Origin of the sequence: Brevundimonas naejangsanensis (genome assembly GCF_003627995.1) — a bacterium.
Classification (GTDB): domain Bacteria; phylum Pseudomonadota; class Alphaproteobacteria; order Caulobacterales; family Caulobacteraceae; genus Brevundimonas; species Brevundimonas naejangsanensis_B.
Genome location: NZ_CP032707.1, coordinates 2,677,157 through 2,695,587, shown reverse-complemented (window position 1 = coordinate 2,695,587; position 18,431 = coordinate 2,677,157). Strand labels below are relative to the sequence as shown.

The following is an 18,431-nucleotide window of genomic DNA, read 5'->3' as shown; positions in this document are numbered from 1 at the left end:
ACTACAGGCGCGCCGGATGGGGGCGTCAGGCAGGGACAGGTTCATGTTGAAACGCTCGCGCGCGCTCGCTTCGGTCGCACTGGTCGCATTGACGATGGGGGCGACGCCCTCCTTTGCGGAGACGCTGCAGGAAGCCATCGGCCTGGCCTATCGGACCAATCCGTCCCTGCTGGCCCAGCGAGCGAATCAGCGGGCGCTGGACGAGAGCATCGTCCAGGCGCGCGCGGGACTGCGTCCGACGATCAACGCCTCGGCCGGCGTCGACTACAGCCGCTCGCGCACCGACCAGGTGACGACGACCACCCAGGCGCGGACCTTCCCGATCGACACCAACGGCGACGGCGTGGCCGATGCGACCGGGACCCTGCCGGCGAGCAGCAGCACGTCGGGCGGCACGGTGGAGCGCGACGGCGCCAGCGCCAGCGTCAACCTGAGCCAGAACCTGTGGACCGCGGGGCGCGTGTCGCATGGTATCGCCGCGGCCGAGGCCAATGTCCTGGCCGGACGCGAGAACCTGCGCGAGGTCGAGCAGCAGGTCATGGTGTCGGTCATCCAGGCCTATGCCGACGTGGTGCGCGACCTGGAGATCCTGCGCATCCGCCAGGAGAACCTGGCCGTCCTGCGTCGCCAGCTGGACGAATCCAACGCTCGTTTCGAGGTCGGCGAGATCACCCGCACCGACGTGGCCCAGTCCGAGGCGCGTCTGGCTCAGTCCGAGGCTGACCTGGCCAGCGCCCAGGCGCAGCTTTCGGTGTCGCGAGCGGCCTACGCCGCCGTGGTGGGCCAGGCGCCGGCCAATCTGCAGACCCTGCCGGTCCTGCCCGGCCTGCCGTCGAACTTCGACAGCGCCATGGACGTGGGCCTGGCCGAGAACCCCGGCGTCCTGTCGGCCCTCTACGTCCAGAAGGCGGCCGAGGCCAATGTGGCGGCGGCCCGCGCCGAATACCTGCCGTCGGCGCGCCTGAACGCCTCCTACGGCGGCACGGCCAATGATCTGTCGGGCTTCGATCTGGGCGACCGCACCAGTTTCACGGCCGGGGCCACCGTCTCCGTGCCCCTGTTCACCGGCGGCCTGAACCGGTCGCGTGTGGCCCAGGCCCTGGAGCGCGCCAACGCGGCCCAGATCAACGTCGAGGGCGAACGCCGCACCGTGCTGCAATCGGTCAGCTCGGCCTATGCCCAGAGCGCCTCGGCCCGTTCAAGCGTCCAGGCCGGAGAACAGGCGGTCCGCGCCGCCTCGGTGGCCGCCGAAGGCGTGCGCCAGGAGGCCCAGGTGGGTCTGCGCACCACTCTGGACGTGCTGAACCAGGAGCTGGAGCTGCGCAACGCCGAAGTGGCCCTGGCGAGCGCCCGCCGCAATGAATACGTGGCCCAGGCCCAGCTGCTGGCGGCCATGGGCCGTCTGGGCGGTCCCAACCTGGATCCGACGATCGAAGCCTATGACCCGGCGGACAACTATCGCGCCGTTCGCAACCGCGGCGCCCTGCCTTGGGATGGCGTGATCGAGGCGATCGACCGCATCGCCGCGCCGCCCACGACCCCGGCGGCGGACGCCGAGGACGCCCCGGTCGACCGCCAGTTGAAGGGCGAGGTCGTCCGCACCGCTCCCCAGGCCTGAGGGCTCGACGCCAAAACGTCCGTTGATTCCGGCGGGCGTTGATGCGACGACAGGATTCAAGGGGGAGGCGAGTCTGTTGCTCCCGGCCCCCGTCGTCGCCTGCCCAGTCCGTATCGGTTGGCGATCGTCCCCGTTCGAGCGCCGAGGTTGAGGTTCCGACATGACCGAACAAGCCGCCCAGGAACCGACGATGGAAGAGATTCTGGCGTCGATTCGCCGGATCATCTCTGAAGACGACGCCCCGGCCGAAACGGCCCCGGCGGCCGAAGCGGCGCCTGAGCCCGAGCCCGTCGTCGCCGAACCTGAGCCGGTCGCTGCCGAGGACGAGGTGCTGGAGCTGACGGAGCCGTATAAGGCGCCGGCCGCCGAAGCCATCGGCGACCTGGACGTGGCGGACGCCGCCCCGTTCCCTGCTGAGCCTGAACCCGCACCGCAGCCGGAACCGTTCGCCGCCGCGCCGGAGACGGACGCCCTGGTCGGCGAGACCGCCGCCGCCAGCGCCGCCTCGGCCTTCGCTGGATTGGCGGCCACTTTCCAGAAGCCGGAACCGGCGCCTGTCGCCGCCACGGGCGACATGCCCTTCATGAGCGGCAACACCGTCGAGGCCATGGTCCGCGAGATGTTGCGCCCGATGCTGAAGGACTGGCTGGACGCCAACCTGCCGGCCATCGTCGAGGCCCAGGTGCGCAAGGAAGTCGAGCGCATCGCCCGCAGCGCGGGCTGATCGCTCGAACATCGCCGAGTTTTTTCGACGCCCCTCAGTCCGCTGAGGGGCGTTCGTTTTTCCAGTCGAACAGGGCTTCCAGCAGGCGCACGGCCTGACCGCGCTCGCTGGCCAGCTCGGGATCGCGGCCCAGTAGCAGGCGGGCGTCGTCCGCCGCCGCCAGCAACAGGGAGCGATGCCGGATCGGATCGGCGAAGCGATAGGCCGGGAAGCCGCTCTGCTTCAGGCCCAGCGGGTCGCCGCCGCCGCGCAGGCGGAAGTCTTCTTCGGCGATGACGAAGCCGTCCTCGGTGCGGCGCAGGGTCTCCAGCCGTTCCTTCGCCGTTTCGCCCAGCCCGCCGTCCTCGCCGCCATACAGCAGGATGCAGGAGCTGGCCTTGGCGCCGCGCCCCACGCGCCCGCGCAACTGGTGAAGCTGCGCCAGACCGAAGCGGTCAGCGTGCTCGATTACCATGATGGAGGCGTTGGGCACGTCGACGCCGACCTCGACCACGGTCGTGGCGACGAGGACGGGCAGGCGACCATTTGCGAACTCGGCCATCACCGCCTCGCGCTCGGCGCCGGGCATCTGGCCGTGGGCCAGGCCGACCTCCGTTCCCAGCAGCTTGCGCAGGTCCTCGGCCCGATCCTCGGCGGCGGCCAGGTCGATGGCTTCGGATTCCGCCACCAGAGGACAGATCCAGTAGGCCTGGGCACCTGCCTCGACCGCCGACTTCAGCCGCTTCGCCACCTCGCCGATGCGCGCCAGCGGCAGGACGGCCGTGGTGACAGGCGTGCGGCCGGGCGGCTTCTCCATCAGGCGGCTGACCTCCAGTTCGCCGTACTGCGTCAGCTCCAGCGTGCGGGGGATGGGCGTCGCCGACATGGTCAGCAGGTGGACGCCGCCCAGGCGCGGGTCGCCCTTGGCCTGCAGCCGCTGGCGCTCGCGCACGCCGAAGCGGTGCTGCTCGTCGATGACGGCCAGGGCTAGGCGGTCGAAGCACACGGCGTCCTGGAACAGGGCATGGGTGCCGATGGCGACCTGAACCTCGCCCGAGGCCAGGGCCGCCAGCTTGCCGCGCCGCTCGGCAACTGTGTCGCGTCCGGTCAGCAGCAGGCTGCGCACGCCCGCCTGATCCAGCAGGGGCGACAGCTTGTCGTGATGCTGGCGCGCCAGAATCTCGGTCGGCGCCATCAGGGCGGACTGAAGGCCGCTGGAGGCCGCATCGGCCAGGGCCAGGGCCGCGACCGCCGTCTTGCCCGAGCCGACGTCGCCCTGAAGCAGCCGCCCCATCTGCTCGCCGGACGCCAGGTCGGCGCGGATTTCGGCGACGGCCTGTTGCTGAGCCCCGGTCAGGGCGAAGGGCAGGGCGGACAGCAGGCGGGCGGACGCCTCGCCCGGCGCGATGCGGGCGGCGGGCGTGATCTGGCGGGCGCGACGGCGGCGCGCCAGGGCCAACTGGTGCGCGAACAGCTCGTCATAGGCCAGGCGCTGGCGCACGGCGGCGTCCGGCGTCAGGTCGGCCTCGTTGGTCGGGGCGTGCAGGGTCTCCAGCGCCGCGCGCCAGCCGGCCCAGCGCCGCGCCGCCAGCCAGTTCGGTTCCTGCCACTCGGGAAGCTCGGGCGCGAGGGCCAGCGCGCCCTGCGCCAGTTTGCGGATCTGGCGCGAGGTCAGCCCCTGCGTCGCCGGATAGACGGGTTCGGACAGCGGAATCTCGTCCGCCTTCTCGATCGGCAGGATGTAGTCGGGGTGGGCGATCTGGACTTCGTTGTTGAAGCGCTCGACCTTGCCCGTCACCAGCCGCCGCGCGCCGCGCGGGGCCAGGCTCTCGATATGGCGCGGCGAGCCGGCGAACCAGATCAGGTGGACGAAGCCCGTCTCGTCGATGGCGCGCACCTTTATCGGCGCGCCGTGCTTGTGCGGCGGAATCAGGCGGTCGATCACGACCTCGAAGACGCCGATCTCGCCGTCGACGGCCTCCATCGCCGTGGTGCGGCGGCGCTGGATCACCCCGCTGGGCGACAGGAACAGCACGTCGCGCACCAGCGGGCCCGCCACCTTCTGCACCAGGGGCGCGCTGCGCGGCCCCACGCCTTTCAGCGTGGTGACGTCCGCGAACAGGGGAAAGAGAATCTCGGGCCTCATCATTGGACAGCATAGCTGGCGAAGCGGCGTCTGGAACGCTATCTGATCCGCCTCTTACCGAAGTGAACGGACAGGCAAGGAAACCGCGTGGCCGATATCGACGCACGTCCCGAGGACGCCCAGAACACCGACGACCGCAAGACGCGCCTCGGGCGTCTCGCCTTCCGCGCCTGGCGCCGGGGCTTTCGCGAGGCCGACATGGTGCTGGGGCCCTTCGTCGACCAGGTGGCGCCGACGCTGAGCGATGACGAGCTGACCGAACTCGAGACCCTGCTGGATGAAGAGGATCAATACCTCTACGCCTGGATCATCGAGCGCGAGCCGACCCCGCCCGAGTTCGACGGCCCCATGCTGGCGCGCATCCGCGTCTTCATGCGTGAACACGTCGCGGCCGAAGTGGCCAAGGGCATCGGCTGATGGACGCGGGGCCCGTGCGGACGGACGTCGAACTGGGCGGCGCGCCGGAGGGGCTGGACGCCCTCATCGTCGCCGAACGCATCAAGGCCCAGGGCGGGACGGCCCTGTTCGTCGCGCGCGACTATCAGCGCACGGGCAACTTCATCCAGGCGTTCCGCTTTTTCGCCAAGGATGTTGAAGTTCTTGAATATCCGTCGTGGGATTGCCTGCCTTATGACCGGCTGAGCCCGACGGCCTCGGTTGCGGCCCAGCGCATGGCGACCCTGACCCGGCTGGCCACGCGCGACCCGACGGACAGGACGCCGCTGCTGGTGGTCGCAACCGTGGCGGCCGCCGCCCAGCGCACGCCCCCTCGCAACGCCGTGACCGGCGCCGGATTCGCGGCCAAGGTCGGCGCCGATCTGGATACCGACGCGCTGGAGCGCTACGTCGCCGCCAACGGCTATGTGCGGGCCTCCACCGTGTCGGAGCGCGGCGAGTACGCCGTGCGCGGCGGGGTGATCGACGTCTTCCCGCCGGGCTTCGAGGAGCCGGTCCGCCTCGACATGTTCGGCTCGGAGCTGGAATCGATCCGCGCCTTCGACCCCGAGACGCAACGCTCGACGCGCCAGCTGAAGGCCGTCTCCCTGTCGCCGGTGTCCGAGGTGCTGCTGGACGCGGACGCCATCTCGCGTTTCCGCAGCGGCTATCTGAACCTGTTCGGCGCGCCGGGCGATGAGCCCATGTACGCCGCCGTCAGCGAGGGCGCGCGCCGTCAGGGCGTCGAGCACTGGTTGCCGTTGTTCTACGAGCGGCTGGACACGCTGTTCGACTATCTGCCGGACGCGGCGCCGGTCTTCCTGGACAGCCAGGCGGAGCAGGCGCGCGGCGAGCGCTGGAACCTGACCGTAGACGCCTATGAGGCGCGCAAGGAGGCGGCGCGCGGCAAGGGCGGGTCGGCCTATCGCGCCCTGCCGCCCGAACGGCTCTATCTCGACGAAGGCGACTGGAACAGCGCCCTGGCCGGTCGCGCCGTGCGCCGCCTGTCGCCGCTGGCCGCCGGTTCGGGCGAGGACGCAGGCGGCCGTCTGGGCCGCAGCTTCGCTGCTGAGCGCTCGCAGGACAGCGTCAACCTGTTCGCCGCCGTGGCCCAGCACGCCGAGGCGCTGAAGGGGCAGGGCAAGCGCGTCCTGTTCGCCTCCTGGTCCGACGGCTCAGCCGAGCGCCTGGCCGCCATGTTGGGCGATCATGGCCTGACGCATGTCGTGGCGGTGCGCGACTGGGACGACGTGCAAGGCGCGCCCGACGGCCTCTATCTGCGCGCGGTGCTGCCGGTCGAGCACGGCTTCGTAACCGACGACCTGGCTGTCATCTCCGAGACCGACATCCTGGGCGACCGCCTGGCGCGGCCCAAGCGCAAGCGGCGGGCGTCGAACTTCCTGGCCGAGGCATCGGCCCTGACGGCGGGTGATCTGGTGGTGCACCTGGATCACGGCATCGGCCGCTACGAAGGCCTGCGCACGCTGGAGATTCAGGAGGCGCCGCACGACTGCCTCGAACTCCTCTATGCCGGTGAGAGCAAACTCTATCTGCCGGTTGAAAACATTGACCTTCTGACCCGCTACGGCACGGACGCCGAAGGGGTTCAGCTGGACCGTCTGGGCAGCGCGGGCTGGCAGGCGCGCAAGGCCAAGGCCAAGGAGCGCCTTCGCGCGATGGCCGAAGGGCTGATCGCCCTGGCCGCCAAGCGGGCGCTGCGGGTGTCCGACGCCATCGTGCCGCCCGCGGGCCTGTTCGACGAGTTCTGCGCCCGCTTTCCCTATGAGGAGACGGACGATCAGCTGAACGCCATCGGCGACGTGCTGGAGGACCTGGGCAAGGGCACGCCGATGGATCGTCTGATCTGCGGCGACGTCGGCTTCGGCAAGACGGAGGTCGCCCTTCGCGCCGCCTTCGTCGTGGCCATGACGGGGCAACAGGTCGCTATCGTCTGCCCGACAACCCTGCTGGCCCGCCAGCACTTCAAGACCTTCAGCGAACGCTTCGCTGGTTGGCCGATCAAGGTGCGACACCTGTCGCGCATGGTCACGGCCAAGGACGCGAATGAGACGCGCGCGGGTCTGAAGGACGGCAGCTTCGAGATCGTCGTCGGCACCCACGCCGTGCTGGCCGATCAGGTCGGCTTCAAGGATCTGGGCCTCGTCATCGTCGACGAGGAGCAGCACTTCGGCGTCAAGCACAAGGAGAAGCTGAAGTCCTTGCGGGCCGACGTTCACCTGCTGACCCTGACGGCCACGCCGATCCCGCGCACGCTGCAGATGGCGCTGTCGGGCATCCGCGAGATGTCGATCATCGCCACCCCGCCGGTCGACCGTCTGGCGGTGCGGACCTATGTCACGCCGTGGGACCCGGTGCTGGTGCGCGAGGCCCTGCTGCGCGAGAAATATCGCGGCGGCCAGGGCTATTACGTCGCGCCGCGCCTGAAGGACCTGCCGGATATCGAGCGGTTCCTGCGCGAGCAGGTGCCCGAGGTGAAGTTCGTCGTCGGCCACGGCCAGATGAGCCCGACCCAGTTGGAGGAGGTGATGAGCGCCTTCTACGACGGGGAGTATGACGTGCTGGTCTCGACCACCATCGTCGAGAGCGGCATCGACATTCCGACGGCCAACACCCTGATCGTGCACCGCGCCGACATGTTCGGCCTCGCGCAGTTGCACCAGATCCGCGGCCGCATCGGCCGGTCCAAAGCGCGGGCCTTCGCCTATCTGACGACCGACCCGACCAAGCCCTTGAGCCTGTCGGCCGAACGGCGGCTGCAGGTGCTGCAGTCGCTGGACAACCTGGGCGCGGGCTTCCAGTTGGCCAGCCACGACTTGGACCAGCGCGGCGGCGGCAATCTGTTGGGCGACGAACAGTCGGGCCACATCCGCGAGGTCGGGGTCGAACTCTATCAGCAGATGCTGGAAGACGCCGTCGCCGAACTGCGCGAGCAGGGCGAGGCGGCGCCGGATCGCGGCTGGTCGCCCTCGATCAACGTCGGCGCGGCTGTCTTGATTCCAGAGGATTACGTCCCGGACCTAAATCTTCGTCTCAGCCTCTATCGTCGCCTGTCGGACGCCGAGAAGATGGAGGATCGCGAGGCCATGGCGGCCGAACTGATCGACCGCTTCGGCCCGCTGCCGGACGAGGCGCAGCAGTTGCTTCGGATCGTCGGCGTCAAGGCCAACTGCCGCACGGCCTGCATCGAGAAGATCGACATCGGGCCCAAGGGCGCGGTCCTGACCCTGCGCAACAACAGCTTCCCCAATCCGATGGGGCTGGTGGGGCTGATCCAGAAGAACCACGCCTTCTGGAAGATCCGGCCGGATCAGAAGATCGTGGTGAAGGGCGAATGGCCCACGCCCGACGACCGCCTGAAGGTCGCCGAACGCATCACCGCAGATCTGGCGCGAGTGGCGGGCGCAGCGTGACGAAACGCCGTCATCCCGGCCAAGCGGCGTAGCCGCGCAGAGCCGGGACCGCCGAGGGGCCGAGGTCACTGTCTTGAGCGGTCCCGGGTAGTGGCTGAGCCGCTTCCGGGATGACGCCGATCAGGCACGCCCTCTCATGCTGCGCATCAGGGCGCCGAACAGGTTGACGTAGTCGTCGGTCCACGGCCGCACTTCGGTCGGAGCCAGTTTGCGCCAGCGGCCGTCGGCCTTGAAGTCGGCCAGGCCTTCGGGCGTCGGCGAGATGACCAGAGCCTCGGTCGAGGCCTCGGCCATCACGGCGGTGTCGGGATGCTCGATATAGACCTGATGCAGTTCGGCAGCGCCCAGTTCACGCGCGGCGGCGACGGCGGGCAGGGTGATCTCCAGGTTGCGGTTCGACAGGTGCAGGACCACGACGCCTGTCGGCTTCAGCAACTTCAGATAGCCCTGGATCGCCTCGCGCGTCAGCAGATGGGTCGGCACGGCGTCTGACGAGAAGGCGTCGATGACCAGCAGGTCGTAGGAGCCCGGCGCCTCCTTGTTCAGCGTCAGCCGCGCGTCGCCCAGGACGGTGCGGATCGGCCCTTGGGCGCAGTTCGAGATGAAGGTGAACCACTTCGGATCGCGCGACAGGCGGTCGACCATGGGGTCGATCTCGAAGAAGGTCATCCGGTCGGACGCGCGCTTGTAGGCCGCCATGGCGCCCGAGCCCTGGCCCACCACGCCGATGACGGCGCCGGAGCCGCGCGCCTGGATCAGTTCGGCGGCCTGCCCCAGGGGCGTGGTCTCGGCGTAGTACATGGTCGGGGCGCAAGCGAAGTCGGGATGGCGCGCCTGGGCGCCGTGGAGGGTGGTGCCGTGCATCAGCACATGGACGTCGCCACCCATCTTGGGGTCCGGCGTGATCGCCACCCGCATGACGCCGAAGAAGCTGCGCTCGGACAGGCTCCAGTCATAGCCGCGGCCGATGTAGTGCGCCGAGATCGTCATGGCGGCGACCACGGCGGTGAACATCAAGACCCGGTCGCGGATCAGGAAGGCGCAGATGGCCGCCGCGCCCAGGATGATCTGGGCCGTCGCCGTCAGGCCGAGGTCGCTGAAGGCCGCGCGCAGCGACGGGTTGTAGCGCAGCATCTCGAACAGCAGGGGGACGAAGACGGCGATCGCCAGGCCCGCCGTCATCAGCCAGACTTCGCGCTTGGCCGGTCGGTCATCCAGCCAGGGACGGGCCAGGCAGACCAGGACCATGACCAGCGGATACTCCAGCACCGTCTCGAACAGGACCGGTGCGATCAGGGCGGTGAACGCCCCGCCCAGCACGCCGCCCAGCGATAGCAGCAGGTAGAACTCGGTCAGCCGATCCGGCGCCGGGCGTCGAGCCGCCATCTGCTGGTGGCACATCAGGGCGGTGAAGAAGAAGCCGAGTAGATGCAGGCCCAGCAGAATCAGCCAGTGGCCGGTCGTCATGCCGACCAGGCCGGCGACCATGATGGTAAGGGTCGCCTGTAGCAGCAGGGTGACGGGGAGGGAGATCCACGGCTTCGCCTGGAAGGCGATGACGAAGGTCAGCAGATAGAGGGCCAGGGGCGCGACCCACAGGAAGGGGGCCGAGGCCACGTCGGTCGACAGGTGGGCGGTGACGCCCAGCATCAGGCTGGACGGCGCGGCCGCCAGCAGGACCAGGACGATCTTGCGCCGCCAGGGAATGGCTGGGCTGCGCTCGGCCGGGGCAGGGGCGCGCACGGCGGCAACGCCGCGCGGCATCAGGATCGCCAGGACCACCACCATGGCGGCGAAGACGGCATAGCCCGCCGTCCAGCCCATTCTCTGGCCCGACAGAGAGGCGAGGGGTTCGACCAGGGCCGGATAGGCCAGCAGGGCCAGGAAGCTGCCGAGGTTGGAGGCGGCGTAGAGGACATAGGGGTTGGCGCCGTCGGGCCGACCGGCGCGGACCCGCGCATACCAGGCCTGTAGCAGGGGCGCGGTCGCCGACAGGATGGCGAAGGGCGCGCCGACCGACAGCGTCAGGGCCGCGAGCAGCCAACCGACCGGCGCTGCGGGATCAGGCTCGCCCAGGGCCTGGGTGACGCCGAGCGGCAGGAAGATCGCGGCCGCGCCCAGCAGCGCCAGATGGATCAGGGCCTGCGCCCGGATCGACGGCACGCGCTGCAGCAGGTGGGCGTAGAGGTAGCCCGCCAGCAGGGCCGCCTGGAAGAAGACCATGGCGGTGTTCCACACCGACGGCGACCCGCCCAGCAGCGGCAGCACCAGCTTGGTCGCCATCGGCTGGACGATGAAAACCAGGCTGGCCGAGGTGAAGACGGCGACGGCGAAGGCGGCAGGTGTTATCGCATCGACCGTGCGATGAGCCGGAGCCAGAACGTGTTCGGTCATGCGCTGCTTTCGACGTCGGACGGGTGATTCCGTTCGGCGAGGCTATGACGACTCGAGGACGGAGCGAATTCCTATGTTGCCGCAGGACATCGAGGCGACCGCCGAGGCCGTGATCGGCCGCGCCAAGGCGGCGGGGCTGATGGTCGCCGCCGCCGAGAGCTGCACCGGCGGTCTGGTGTCCGGGGCGCTGACGGCGATCGCGGGCTCGTCCGCTGTTCTGGATCGCGGTTTCGTCACCTACAGCAATGAGGCCAAGGTCGAGATGCTGGGCGTTTCGGAAGACGTGCTCGCGCGCTTCGGCGCCGTGTCCGAGCCGACGGCCCGGGCCATGGCCGAGGGCGCCGTGGTGCGCTCGCGCGCCTCAGTCGCGGTGTCCGTGACGGGCATCGCGGGACCGGGCGGCGGCTCGGCGGACAAGCCTGTCGGCCTGGTGCATTTCGCCGCCGTGGGCGCGGACGGCCGGGTCGTTCATCTTGAGAAACGCTTCGGCGACATCGGCCGCGAGGCGATCCGTCTGGAAAGCGTGCGCACGGCGCTGGGCCTTCTGCTGGAGGCCGTGTCGCGATGAGCGATCCCACGGTCGTGGACGCGCGGGGCCACAAATGCCCGGTGCCCAGCCTGCGTCTGCGCAAGGCCATGGAGGGCCGCCCCGCGGGCGCGCGACTGATCCTGCTGGCGACCGACGCCATGGCGCGGATCGACGTGCCCTTCCTGATGCAGGAGGTCGGCGGCCGCGTGGTTCAGATCGAAGAGACGGACGGCGCCCTGGCGATCACTGTCGAGACTGGCGACGCTCCGACAGGTTGACGACCGAGCCAGAAGGGGCCTCGGGCGCCGGCTCGGCGCGGGACTTCCACTCGATCTCCAGCTCGGTGGCGAAGGCGCCGCCGTAGAAGATGGCGTTGACGTTCCACGACAGCCAGATCAGCAGCACCACCACGGCGCCGACCGAGCCGTAGGTCGCGCCCAACTGGGCGATCTGCTCGACGTAGATGGCGCACAGCCAGGAAAAGAAGCTGGACATGACGGTGGCGACCAGGCCGCCGGTGATCGACGCCTTCCAGCTGACGCGATCCGCGTGGGCCATGGCGTAGCGATAGAGCATGGCCAGCCCGAGCCACAGGCCCAGGGCGGGCCACAGGCCGTCCAGCGGCAGGACCAGCCAGCCCGCGCCGCCTGGGGCATGGGCGTGCTCCAGCAGGCGCGAGGTCACCACGGCGCCCGAAACGACGGTGAACAGGACGAAGGCGGCCAGGGCCACCAGGAAGGCCAGCAGGTTGAACTTGAAGAACCCCAGGGGGTTCGTCTCGTCATGGATCAGGTTGAGCCCGGCCAGCAGGGCCTTGAACCCTCGGTGGGCCGCATAGGCGCCGATGACCAGGGCGATCGCGCTCTGGGCCGAGACGGTGCGGGCCGAGGCGTTGGCCAGCCGCTCGATCTCGTTCAGAAAGAGGGTTCGCGCCGCCGAGGGGATGACATCCGCCAGGGCGGCGGCCTGCTCGCTGACCTGACCGATCGACAGCACCGCCTTGTAGAAGCCGATCAGGATGGCGATGGCCGGGAACAGGGCCAGCAGGGCGAAGAAGGAGACGCCGCCCGTGTACAGCATGACGTCGCGGCCCCAGCTGCGGCTGAAGGCCCGGGTCATCAGGCGCAGCAGGAGCCGGGGTTGGGCCGTGAGCGGGTTGGTAGAGGTCAATCCAGGGTCTCGATCGTCAAACAAGGGCGCGGATTAACCCCATTCGCGGACACGAGAGAAGTCCCAATGTCGTCATCTGATGATCGGCCTTGCCCATTGCGGGCCTCGTCGGCGCCGGTATCATGGCGTCGTCTGGGGCGGTCGCGGGGGCGAGCCGGCCAGGCCAGGGAGACAGTGTTTGGAATCCGATCCGCGCGTTCTGGTCGTCGCCGACGCCGATGACCAGCTGGGCTCCCTTTGTGAAGGACTGGACCGACTGGGCTGGCGAACCGTCACCGCGCGGTCTCTCGACGCCGCGCTTCTGGCGTCATCGGACCTGCCCGTGGATGCGGCCGTCGTCGATCTGAACGTCATCGGGGAGGGGGCCCTCGGCCGGCTGCGCGACAGCGCCGCGCCGCGCTATCTGTCGATTCTCGGCATCGGCGCGGCCTCCCAGGCCGGCGCGGCCGACTGCGATCTGGTGTTTTCGGCCTATCCCCATCCGCTGCAGATGGCTCCGCGGCTGGAGCAATTGACGCGGGCCGCCGTCGCCGAAGAGGAGTTCATGCTGCGGCAGGCGACGTTCGCCGCCCATGGCGTCGAATTGCCGGAACCGGACACGGGCGAGACGCCGCTGCAGATTCTGACGGCGGGAGCCGCGGACCGCCGTTTCCTGGCCCTGTCCAACGCCCTGACGGCGGCAGGCGCCGAAGCGGTGGCGGCGCCGACGCCCTATACGGCCTTTGACTATCTGCATGAGCGAGCCTTCGACGCCGCCGTGCTGTGGGGCGACCGATCCCACGCGCCGGCCTTGTCGATCGCGGCGGGGATGCGGCGGAACACCCGTCTCTATCACATTCCCCTGACGCTTTATCTGCGCGAGGAGACCCAGCCGGACCTGGCCGACCTGTTCGGGCGCGGCTTCGCCGACGTCGCCGCCGCCGCCACGCCGGAAGAGGAGACGGCGGAACGGGTGCTGGCCCTGGCGCGCAATCATCGCCGTCGACAGGCCCTGAGGCGCGCTCTGGACGCGGTGCGCAGTTGCGACTTGATGGATGCCGAGACCGGACTGTTCAGCCGTGATTTGTTCGCCGCTCACCTGGCTCGCATCGCCAAGGGCGCGCGGGCCCGCAACCGCCCGCTGTCCGTCTGCGTCTTGCGCGTGCCCGCCAATGAAGCGATCGCCGCCGCGCGCCAGGGCGGTTGGCTGGAGCGCGCCATGCCCCAGATCGGCGCCATGGTGTCGCGCCTGGTGCGGGTCGAGGACACGGCCGCCCGCCTGTCGCCCGAGACCTTCGCCCTGGCCCTCCCGGCGACGGATCACGCGGCGGCGCGGACCACGGCCGAGCGCATCGCGGCGGTGATCGCCTGCACCGCCTTCGACGCCGGACGCGACCGTTCGCCCTTCGTGGTCGAATTGGATGTCGGGGTTGCGGAACTGAGGGGCGAAGAAACCCCTGCGTCCTTGCTGGAACGCGCCTCGGCCGACCTGCCCAGAAGCTAGGGCAGCAGCTAGGCGGGCAGCTCGATCGAGACGGCCGCCTGGGCGGCCAGGCCTTCGCCCCGGCCGGTGAAACCCAGGCCCTCGCTGGTCGTGGCCTTCACGCTGACGGCGTCGAGCGGCAGGTTCAACAGCGCCGCCAGGCGTTCGCGCATGGCCTGGCGATGGGGCTTCACCTTGGGTTGTTCGCAGATCAGGGTCACGTCGACATTGATGATGCGCCCGCCGCGCGTCGCCACGCGCTGGGCGGCGTACACCAGGAATCGGTCGGACGAGGCGCCCTTCCATTGCGGATCGCTGGGCGGGAAGTGGTCGCCGATGTCGCCGTCGGCGATGGCCCCCAGGATGGCGTCGGTCAGGGCGTGCAGGCCGGCGTCGGCGTCGGAGTGGCCGATCAGGGTCTGGTCGTGCGGAATCTCGACCCCGCACAGCCAGACCGACGAGCCCGGGCCCCAGCGGTGGACGTCGAAGCCCTGGCCGATGCGGATGGTGGTGCGTGCGACGGACAGGGCCTCGGCCATGGCGAAATCCTCGGGATAGGTCAGTTTCATCAGGCGCGGATCGCCTGGGATCAGTCGGACGCGGCCGCCCGCGCGCTCGACCACGGCGGCCTCGTCGGTGGCGGCTTCGTCATTGGGCCAGGCGGCATAGGCGTCGCGGATGGTCTTGAGGCGGAAAGCCTGGGGCGTCTGTGCCCGCCACAGGTTCTCCCGGTCGACGGCGCCGACGACCCGACCTTCGCCGCCGCGCCGCAGGCTGTCTGCGACTGGCAGGGCGGGCAGGACGCCGTCCGCGTCGGCCAGGCCCGACAGCAGGCGTTCGATCAACTCGCCGGTCAGGAAGGGACGGGCGGCGTCGTGGATCAGGACCGGCTCGTCATCAGCGCCGTTGAGGGCGCCAAGACCGGCCCGCACGGAATCGGCCCGCGTGGCGCCGCCCGATACGGCGCGCCACCCCGTCAGGCCTTCCAGCGCCGCTCGCGCCTGAGTTTCGGCGTCCGCAGCAATGACCACGACCACCTCGCGGGCGCCGGCCGCGAGCAAGGCCTCGACCGACCAGCGCGCTACAGGCCGTCCGGCGACCGTGCGCCACTGCTTGGCGCCGCCCGCCCGTGAACCCGAGCCGGCGGCGACGACGATCGCTGAGAATCCCATGCCCGTCTTCTAAGCGCCCCAGTTCCACTTGACGAGAGGGGCGTCCATCGGCGCTAAGGAACTCCATGACGATTGGGTTGCAGATTGGCGATGTGCGGATCGCGGGGCGGGTGCTGATGGCGCCCATGACCGGGATCACCGACCTGCCGTTCCGGGTGCTGGCCTCGCGCCTCGGCGCCGCCTATGTGGCGACGGAAATGGTGGCCTCGGCCGAGCTGGCGCGCGGGCGGCCCGACGTGGTGCGGCGCGCCGCCGTGGGCGGGGGCCTGCCGCTGACCGTGATCCAGCTGGTCGGCGGCGATCCGGTCGCCATGGCCGACGGGGCGCGCATGGCCGAGGCGGCGGGCGCCGACATCATCGACCTGAACTTCGGCTGCCCGGCCAAGGAAGTCACCGGCGCCGCCTGCGGCTCGGCCCTGATGCGCACGCCGGACGTGGCCTGCAGCATCATGGAGGCCGTGGTGAAGGCGGTCAGTCGTCCGGTCAGCGTCAAGATGCGCCTGGGCTGGGACGAGACGAGCCACAACGCTGCTGACCTCGCCCGCCGCGCCGAAGACCTGGGCGTCGCCGCCGTCACCGTGCACGGCCGCACGCGCAAGCAATTCTATACGGGCGTCGCCGACTGGGACGCCGTGGCCGAGGTCAAGCAGGCGGTCGCCATTCCGGTCATCGTCAACGGCGACATCATCACGGCCGAACAGGCGCGCGAGGCCCTGGCCCGTTCCGGGGCGGACGCCCTGATGCTGGGGCGCGGCGTCTATGGCCGGCCCTGGCTGGCGGCGCACCTGGAACGCGCCCTGATCGACGGGACGCGGCTGGAGGAACCGGATCGCGAGGAACGCCTGGCCATCGTCATCGAGCATTTGCGCGCGTCGGCGGTCTTCTACGGCCTGCCACTGGGGCTGAAGATGTTCCGCAAGCACCTGGGCTGGTACATCGAGCAGGCGCCCTGGCCCGCCGACCCGGCCGAGCGCCGCGCGGCCAAGGCCCGCCTGTGCCGCCTGGACACGCCTGAGGAGGTCGAGGCCGCCCTGACGGACTTGTGGTGCGGCGTGACGCATTTAGGCAACTTCGATGTTGAAAACAGGCCACAGGTGTTCAAAGCTGTCGCGTGATGTCGGACACGCCTGTCGCCCCGGTTGAACAGCAGGTCTCAGAGCGCTCGCTCTGGGGGCGTCTGGCCGACGGTCGGGCAAGGGCCCTGTTCGGGACCGCCTACGCCGTGGCCTTCCTGGTCACGGCGGCGGCCATCTGGCTGGTGGCTATCGCACCTGGGGCGACGGCGGGCGGCGACGCGCGCACGGCGGCCAGCCAGGCTGTTCTCTTTATCCTTCTGGCCAATCTGGTGCTGATCGCGGGACTGGCGGCGGTGATCGGAGGCCGGGTGCTGCGGCTGACGCGCAATCGGAACGATCCGGGCGCGCGGCTGCACCTGCGGTTCGTCACCCTCTTCTCCCTGGTCTCGGTCGTGCCAGCGGTCCTGATCGCCCTGGTGTTCGGCGTGCTGGTCAACCGGGGGGTGGATCAATGGTTCAGCACCAACGTCCGCTCGGCGGTCGAGAACGGCGCCGAGATCGGCCGCGCCTATGTCGCGGACGTCGGCGCCGGGCTGGAGATGGACCTCGAAACCATGGCGACCGAACTGGGCGGGGTGCGCGACCTGTTCGACAATCGCCTCCAGTTCTCCCGCGCCTTGTCGCAGATCGGCGACTTCTTCGGCTATCCGGCCCTCTATATCCTCGATGACCATGGCCGCGTGCTCGCCAGCGGCGAGCGGCCGGGCGCCCCGCCCTATGTCGCCCCGCCGCGCGAGGCGTTCGAGACGGTGGCGCGGGGCGAGGTGGCTCCGACGACGGTGACGGAAAACCCCGACGTGGTGAGGGCGCTGTATCCGCTGCCGGACTATGGCGACGCCTACCTCTATGTCGTGCGGCCTCTGGCGCCGGGCCTGATCCAGCGGATGCGGAACGGCGAGGAATCCATCACCGCCTATCGGGCCGCGGAAGAGAGCCGGGCTCGCATCCAGGCGGCCTTCGCCCTGAGCTATCTGGAAACGGCGCTGCTGGTCCTCGTCGGCGCCGTCTGGCTGGCCATGTCGGCGGCCAGTTCGATCTCGGCGCCGATCGGGCGGCTGGTGAAGGCGGCGGATCAGGTGGCCGGCGGCGACCTCGACGCGCGGGTCGACAACACCGGCGCGCCGTCCGAGATCATCGTCCTGTCCCAGGCCTTCAACCGCATGACCGAGGACATCAAGACTCAACAGGCCGCGTTGAAGACCGCCTCGGACGAAGCCCAGGGGCGCAGCCTGTTCATCGAGACCGTCCTGTCGGGCGTCAGCGCGGGGGTGATTGGGCTGGACCGGATGCGGCGCATCTCGGCCATCAACGACAGCGCCAGCCAGCTTCTGGGCCTCGACCCGGAACAGGTGCAGGGGCTGCGGCTCGCCGAGGTGGCGCCCGAGCTGGGCGAACTGTCCGAGCGCGGCGAGGCCCATATCGAAGAGGACATCGACGTCAGCCGCGACGGCGAGGCCCTGCGCCTGCGGGTCCGCATCGAGGGCGGGCAGGGCGGAGAGATGGTGCTGACCTTCGACGACATCACCCGCCTGGTCACGGCCCAGCGCAACGCCGCCTGGCGCGACGTGGCGCGACGCATCGCCCATGAGATCAAGAACCCGCTGACCCCGATCCAGCTGTCGGCCGAGCGTCTGCGGCGGCGCTATCGCGAGCGGGTGGGCGACGACGTCGAGGTGTTCGACCGCTGCACCGAAACCATCATCCGCCAGGTCGGCGACATCGGCCGGATGGTGGATGAGTTCTCCTCCTTCGCCCGCATGCCCGCGCCGCGCTTCTCGCTCGGGAATCCAGCCGAGATGCTGCGCGAGGCGGTGTTCGCCCAGCGTGTGGCTGTGCCCGACATTGGCGTGGACCTGGTCGAGCCCTTGCCGGAGGCCATCCTGCAATGCGACGGTCGCATGGTCGGCCAGGCCCTGGCGAATATCTTGAAGAACGCCGGCGAAGCCGTCAGCGCGCAGCGCGCGCGTCAACCGACCGTCGAAGAGGCGCTGGGCATCATCGCCCGGCTCGAGGTTGAGGACGGGCGCGCCGTCTTCACCATCGAGGACGACGGCGTCGGCCTGCCGGCCAAGGATCGCGACCGGCTGACCGAGCCCTATGTGACCACGCGTGAGAAGGGCACGGGCCTCGGCCTGGCCATCGTCAAGCGCATCTGTGAGGACCACGGCGGCGAGCTGAGGCTGGCCGACGCCGAGACGTTGTCGGGCGCGCGCGTGTGCCTGATCTTCCCCCTGACCCAGGACCATAAGGCCGCTCACCGTGCTTCCGGCGCGGCGAGAACGGCGGAGTAAGAGA

General features: G+C 69.9%; 13 protein-coding genes. 9 read left to right on the top strand and 4 right to left on the bottom strand.

Features of this window, described 5'->3' with window-relative positions:
• Nucleotides 1-43 precede the first annotated feature (43 nt).
• Nucleotides 44-1,618: a TolC family outer membrane protein gene (locus D8I30_RS12715; RefSeq protein WP_121483073.1), complete on the top strand. Its 1,575-nt coding sequence runs from the start codon at nucleotides 44-46 to the stop codon at nucleotides 1,616-1,618.
• A gap of 160 nt (nucleotides 1,619-1,778) precedes the next feature.
• Nucleotides 1,779-2,342 (top strand): DUF2497 domain-containing protein, encoded by a 564-nt coding sequence (locus D8I30_RS12710; protein WP_121483072.1) that lies wholly within the window; start codon nucleotides 1,779-1,781, stop codon nucleotides 2,340-2,342.
• 34 nt (nucleotides 2,343-2,376) lie between these two features.
• On the opposite strand, the gene recG is transcribed toward D8I30_RS12710, so the two are convergent.
• Entirely contained in the window at nucleotides 2,377-4,467 is a 2,091-nt protein-coding gene (recG, locus tag D8I30_RS12705; RefSeq protein WP_121483534.1) for an ATP-dependent DNA helicase RecG, read from the bottom strand.
• A gap of 87 nt (nucleotides 4,468-4,554) precedes the next feature.
• Between recG and D8I30_RS12700 the strand changes: the two genes are divergently transcribed.
• On the top strand, nucleotides 4,555-4,884 hold the full coding sequence (locus tag D8I30_RS12700; RefSeq protein ID WP_121483071.1) for a succinate dehydrogenase assembly factor 2: 330 nt from the start codon (nucleotides 4,555-4,557) through the stop codon (nucleotides 4,882-4,884).
• Nucleotides 4,884-8,333: a transcription-repair coupling factor gene (mfd, locus tag D8I30_RS12695; protein ID WP_121483070.1), complete on the top strand. Its 3,450-nt coding sequence runs from the start codon at nucleotides 4,884-4,886 to the stop codon at nucleotides 8,331-8,333. The genes D8I30_RS12700 and mfd overlap by 1 nt, the downstream gene beginning before the upstream one ends.
• 120 nt (nucleotides 8,334-8,453) lie before the next feature.
• Here the strand turns inward: mfd and D8I30_RS12690 are convergent, their stop codons facing one another.
• Nucleotides 8,454-10,727, bottom strand: coding sequence for a spermidine synthase (locus D8I30_RS12690; RefSeq protein ID WP_121483069.1), 2,274 nt, complete (start codon nucleotides 10,725-10,727; stop codon nucleotides 8,454-8,456).
• Between the two features lie 73 nt (nucleotides 10,728-10,800).
• Here D8I30_RS12690 and D8I30_RS12685 point away from each other — a divergent pair, with 73 nt between their 5' ends.
• Nucleotides 10,801-11,295, top strand: coding sequence for a CinA family protein (locus D8I30_RS12685; protein ID WP_205570717.1), 495 nt, complete (start codon nucleotides 10,801-10,803; stop codon nucleotides 11,293-11,295).
• Nucleotides 11,292-11,534 (top strand): sulfurtransferase TusA family protein, encoded by a 243-nt coding sequence (locus D8I30_RS12680; RefSeq protein ID WP_121483068.1) that lies wholly within the window; start codon nucleotides 11,292-11,294, stop codon nucleotides 11,532-11,534. Before D8I30_RS12685 ends, D8I30_RS12680 begins: the two co-directional genes overlap by 4 nt.
• Here the strand turns inward: D8I30_RS12680 and D8I30_RS12675 are convergent.
• Nucleotides 11,500-12,375, bottom strand: coding sequence for a YihY/virulence factor BrkB family protein (locus D8I30_RS12675; protein WP_121483532.1), 876 nt, complete (start codon nucleotides 12,373-12,375; stop codon nucleotides 11,500-11,502). The two genes, D8I30_RS12680 and D8I30_RS12675, sit on opposite strands and share 35 nt — an antisense overlap.
• Nucleotides 12,376-12,604: 229 nt before the next feature.
• Between D8I30_RS12675 and D8I30_RS12670 the strand changes: the two genes are divergently transcribed.
• The gene (locus D8I30_RS12670; protein WP_121483067.1) at nucleotides 12,605-13,909 is read left to right on the top strand and encodes a diguanylate cyclase domain-containing protein; all 1,305 of its coding nucleotides are present in this window, start codon (nucleotides 12,605-12,607) and stop codon (nucleotides 13,907-13,909) included.
• Nucleotides 13,910-13,917: 8 nt separating this feature from the next.
• Here the strand turns inward: D8I30_RS12670 and D8I30_RS12665 are convergent, their stop codons facing one another.
• Nucleotides 13,918-15,060, bottom strand: a complete 1,143-nt coding sequence (locus D8I30_RS12665) for a bifunctional 2-C-methyl-D-erythritol 4-phosphate cytidylyltransferase/2-C-methyl-D-erythritol 2,4-cyclodiphosphate synthase (RefSeq protein WP_121483066.1) — start codon at nucleotides 15,058-15,060, stop codon at nucleotides 13,918-13,920.
• A gap of 65 nt (nucleotides 15,061-15,125) precedes the next feature.
• Between D8I30_RS12665 and dusB the strand changes: the two genes are divergently transcribed.
• The gene (dusB, locus tag D8I30_RS12660) at nucleotides 15,126-16,175 is read left to right on the top strand and encodes a tRNA dihydrouridine synthase DusB (RefSeq protein WP_121483065.1); all 1,050 of its coding nucleotides are present in this window, start codon (nucleotides 15,126-15,128) and stop codon (nucleotides 16,173-16,175) included.
• A complete protein-coding gene (locus D8I30_RS12655) occupies nucleotides 16,175-18,427 on the top strand; it encodes a sensor histidine kinase NtrY-like (RefSeq protein WP_121483064.1) in 2,253 nt (750 codons plus the stop codon). The genes dusB and D8I30_RS12655 overlap by 1 nt, the downstream gene beginning before the upstream one ends.
• The last annotated feature ends 4 nt before the right edge of the window (nucleotides 18,428-18,431 follow it).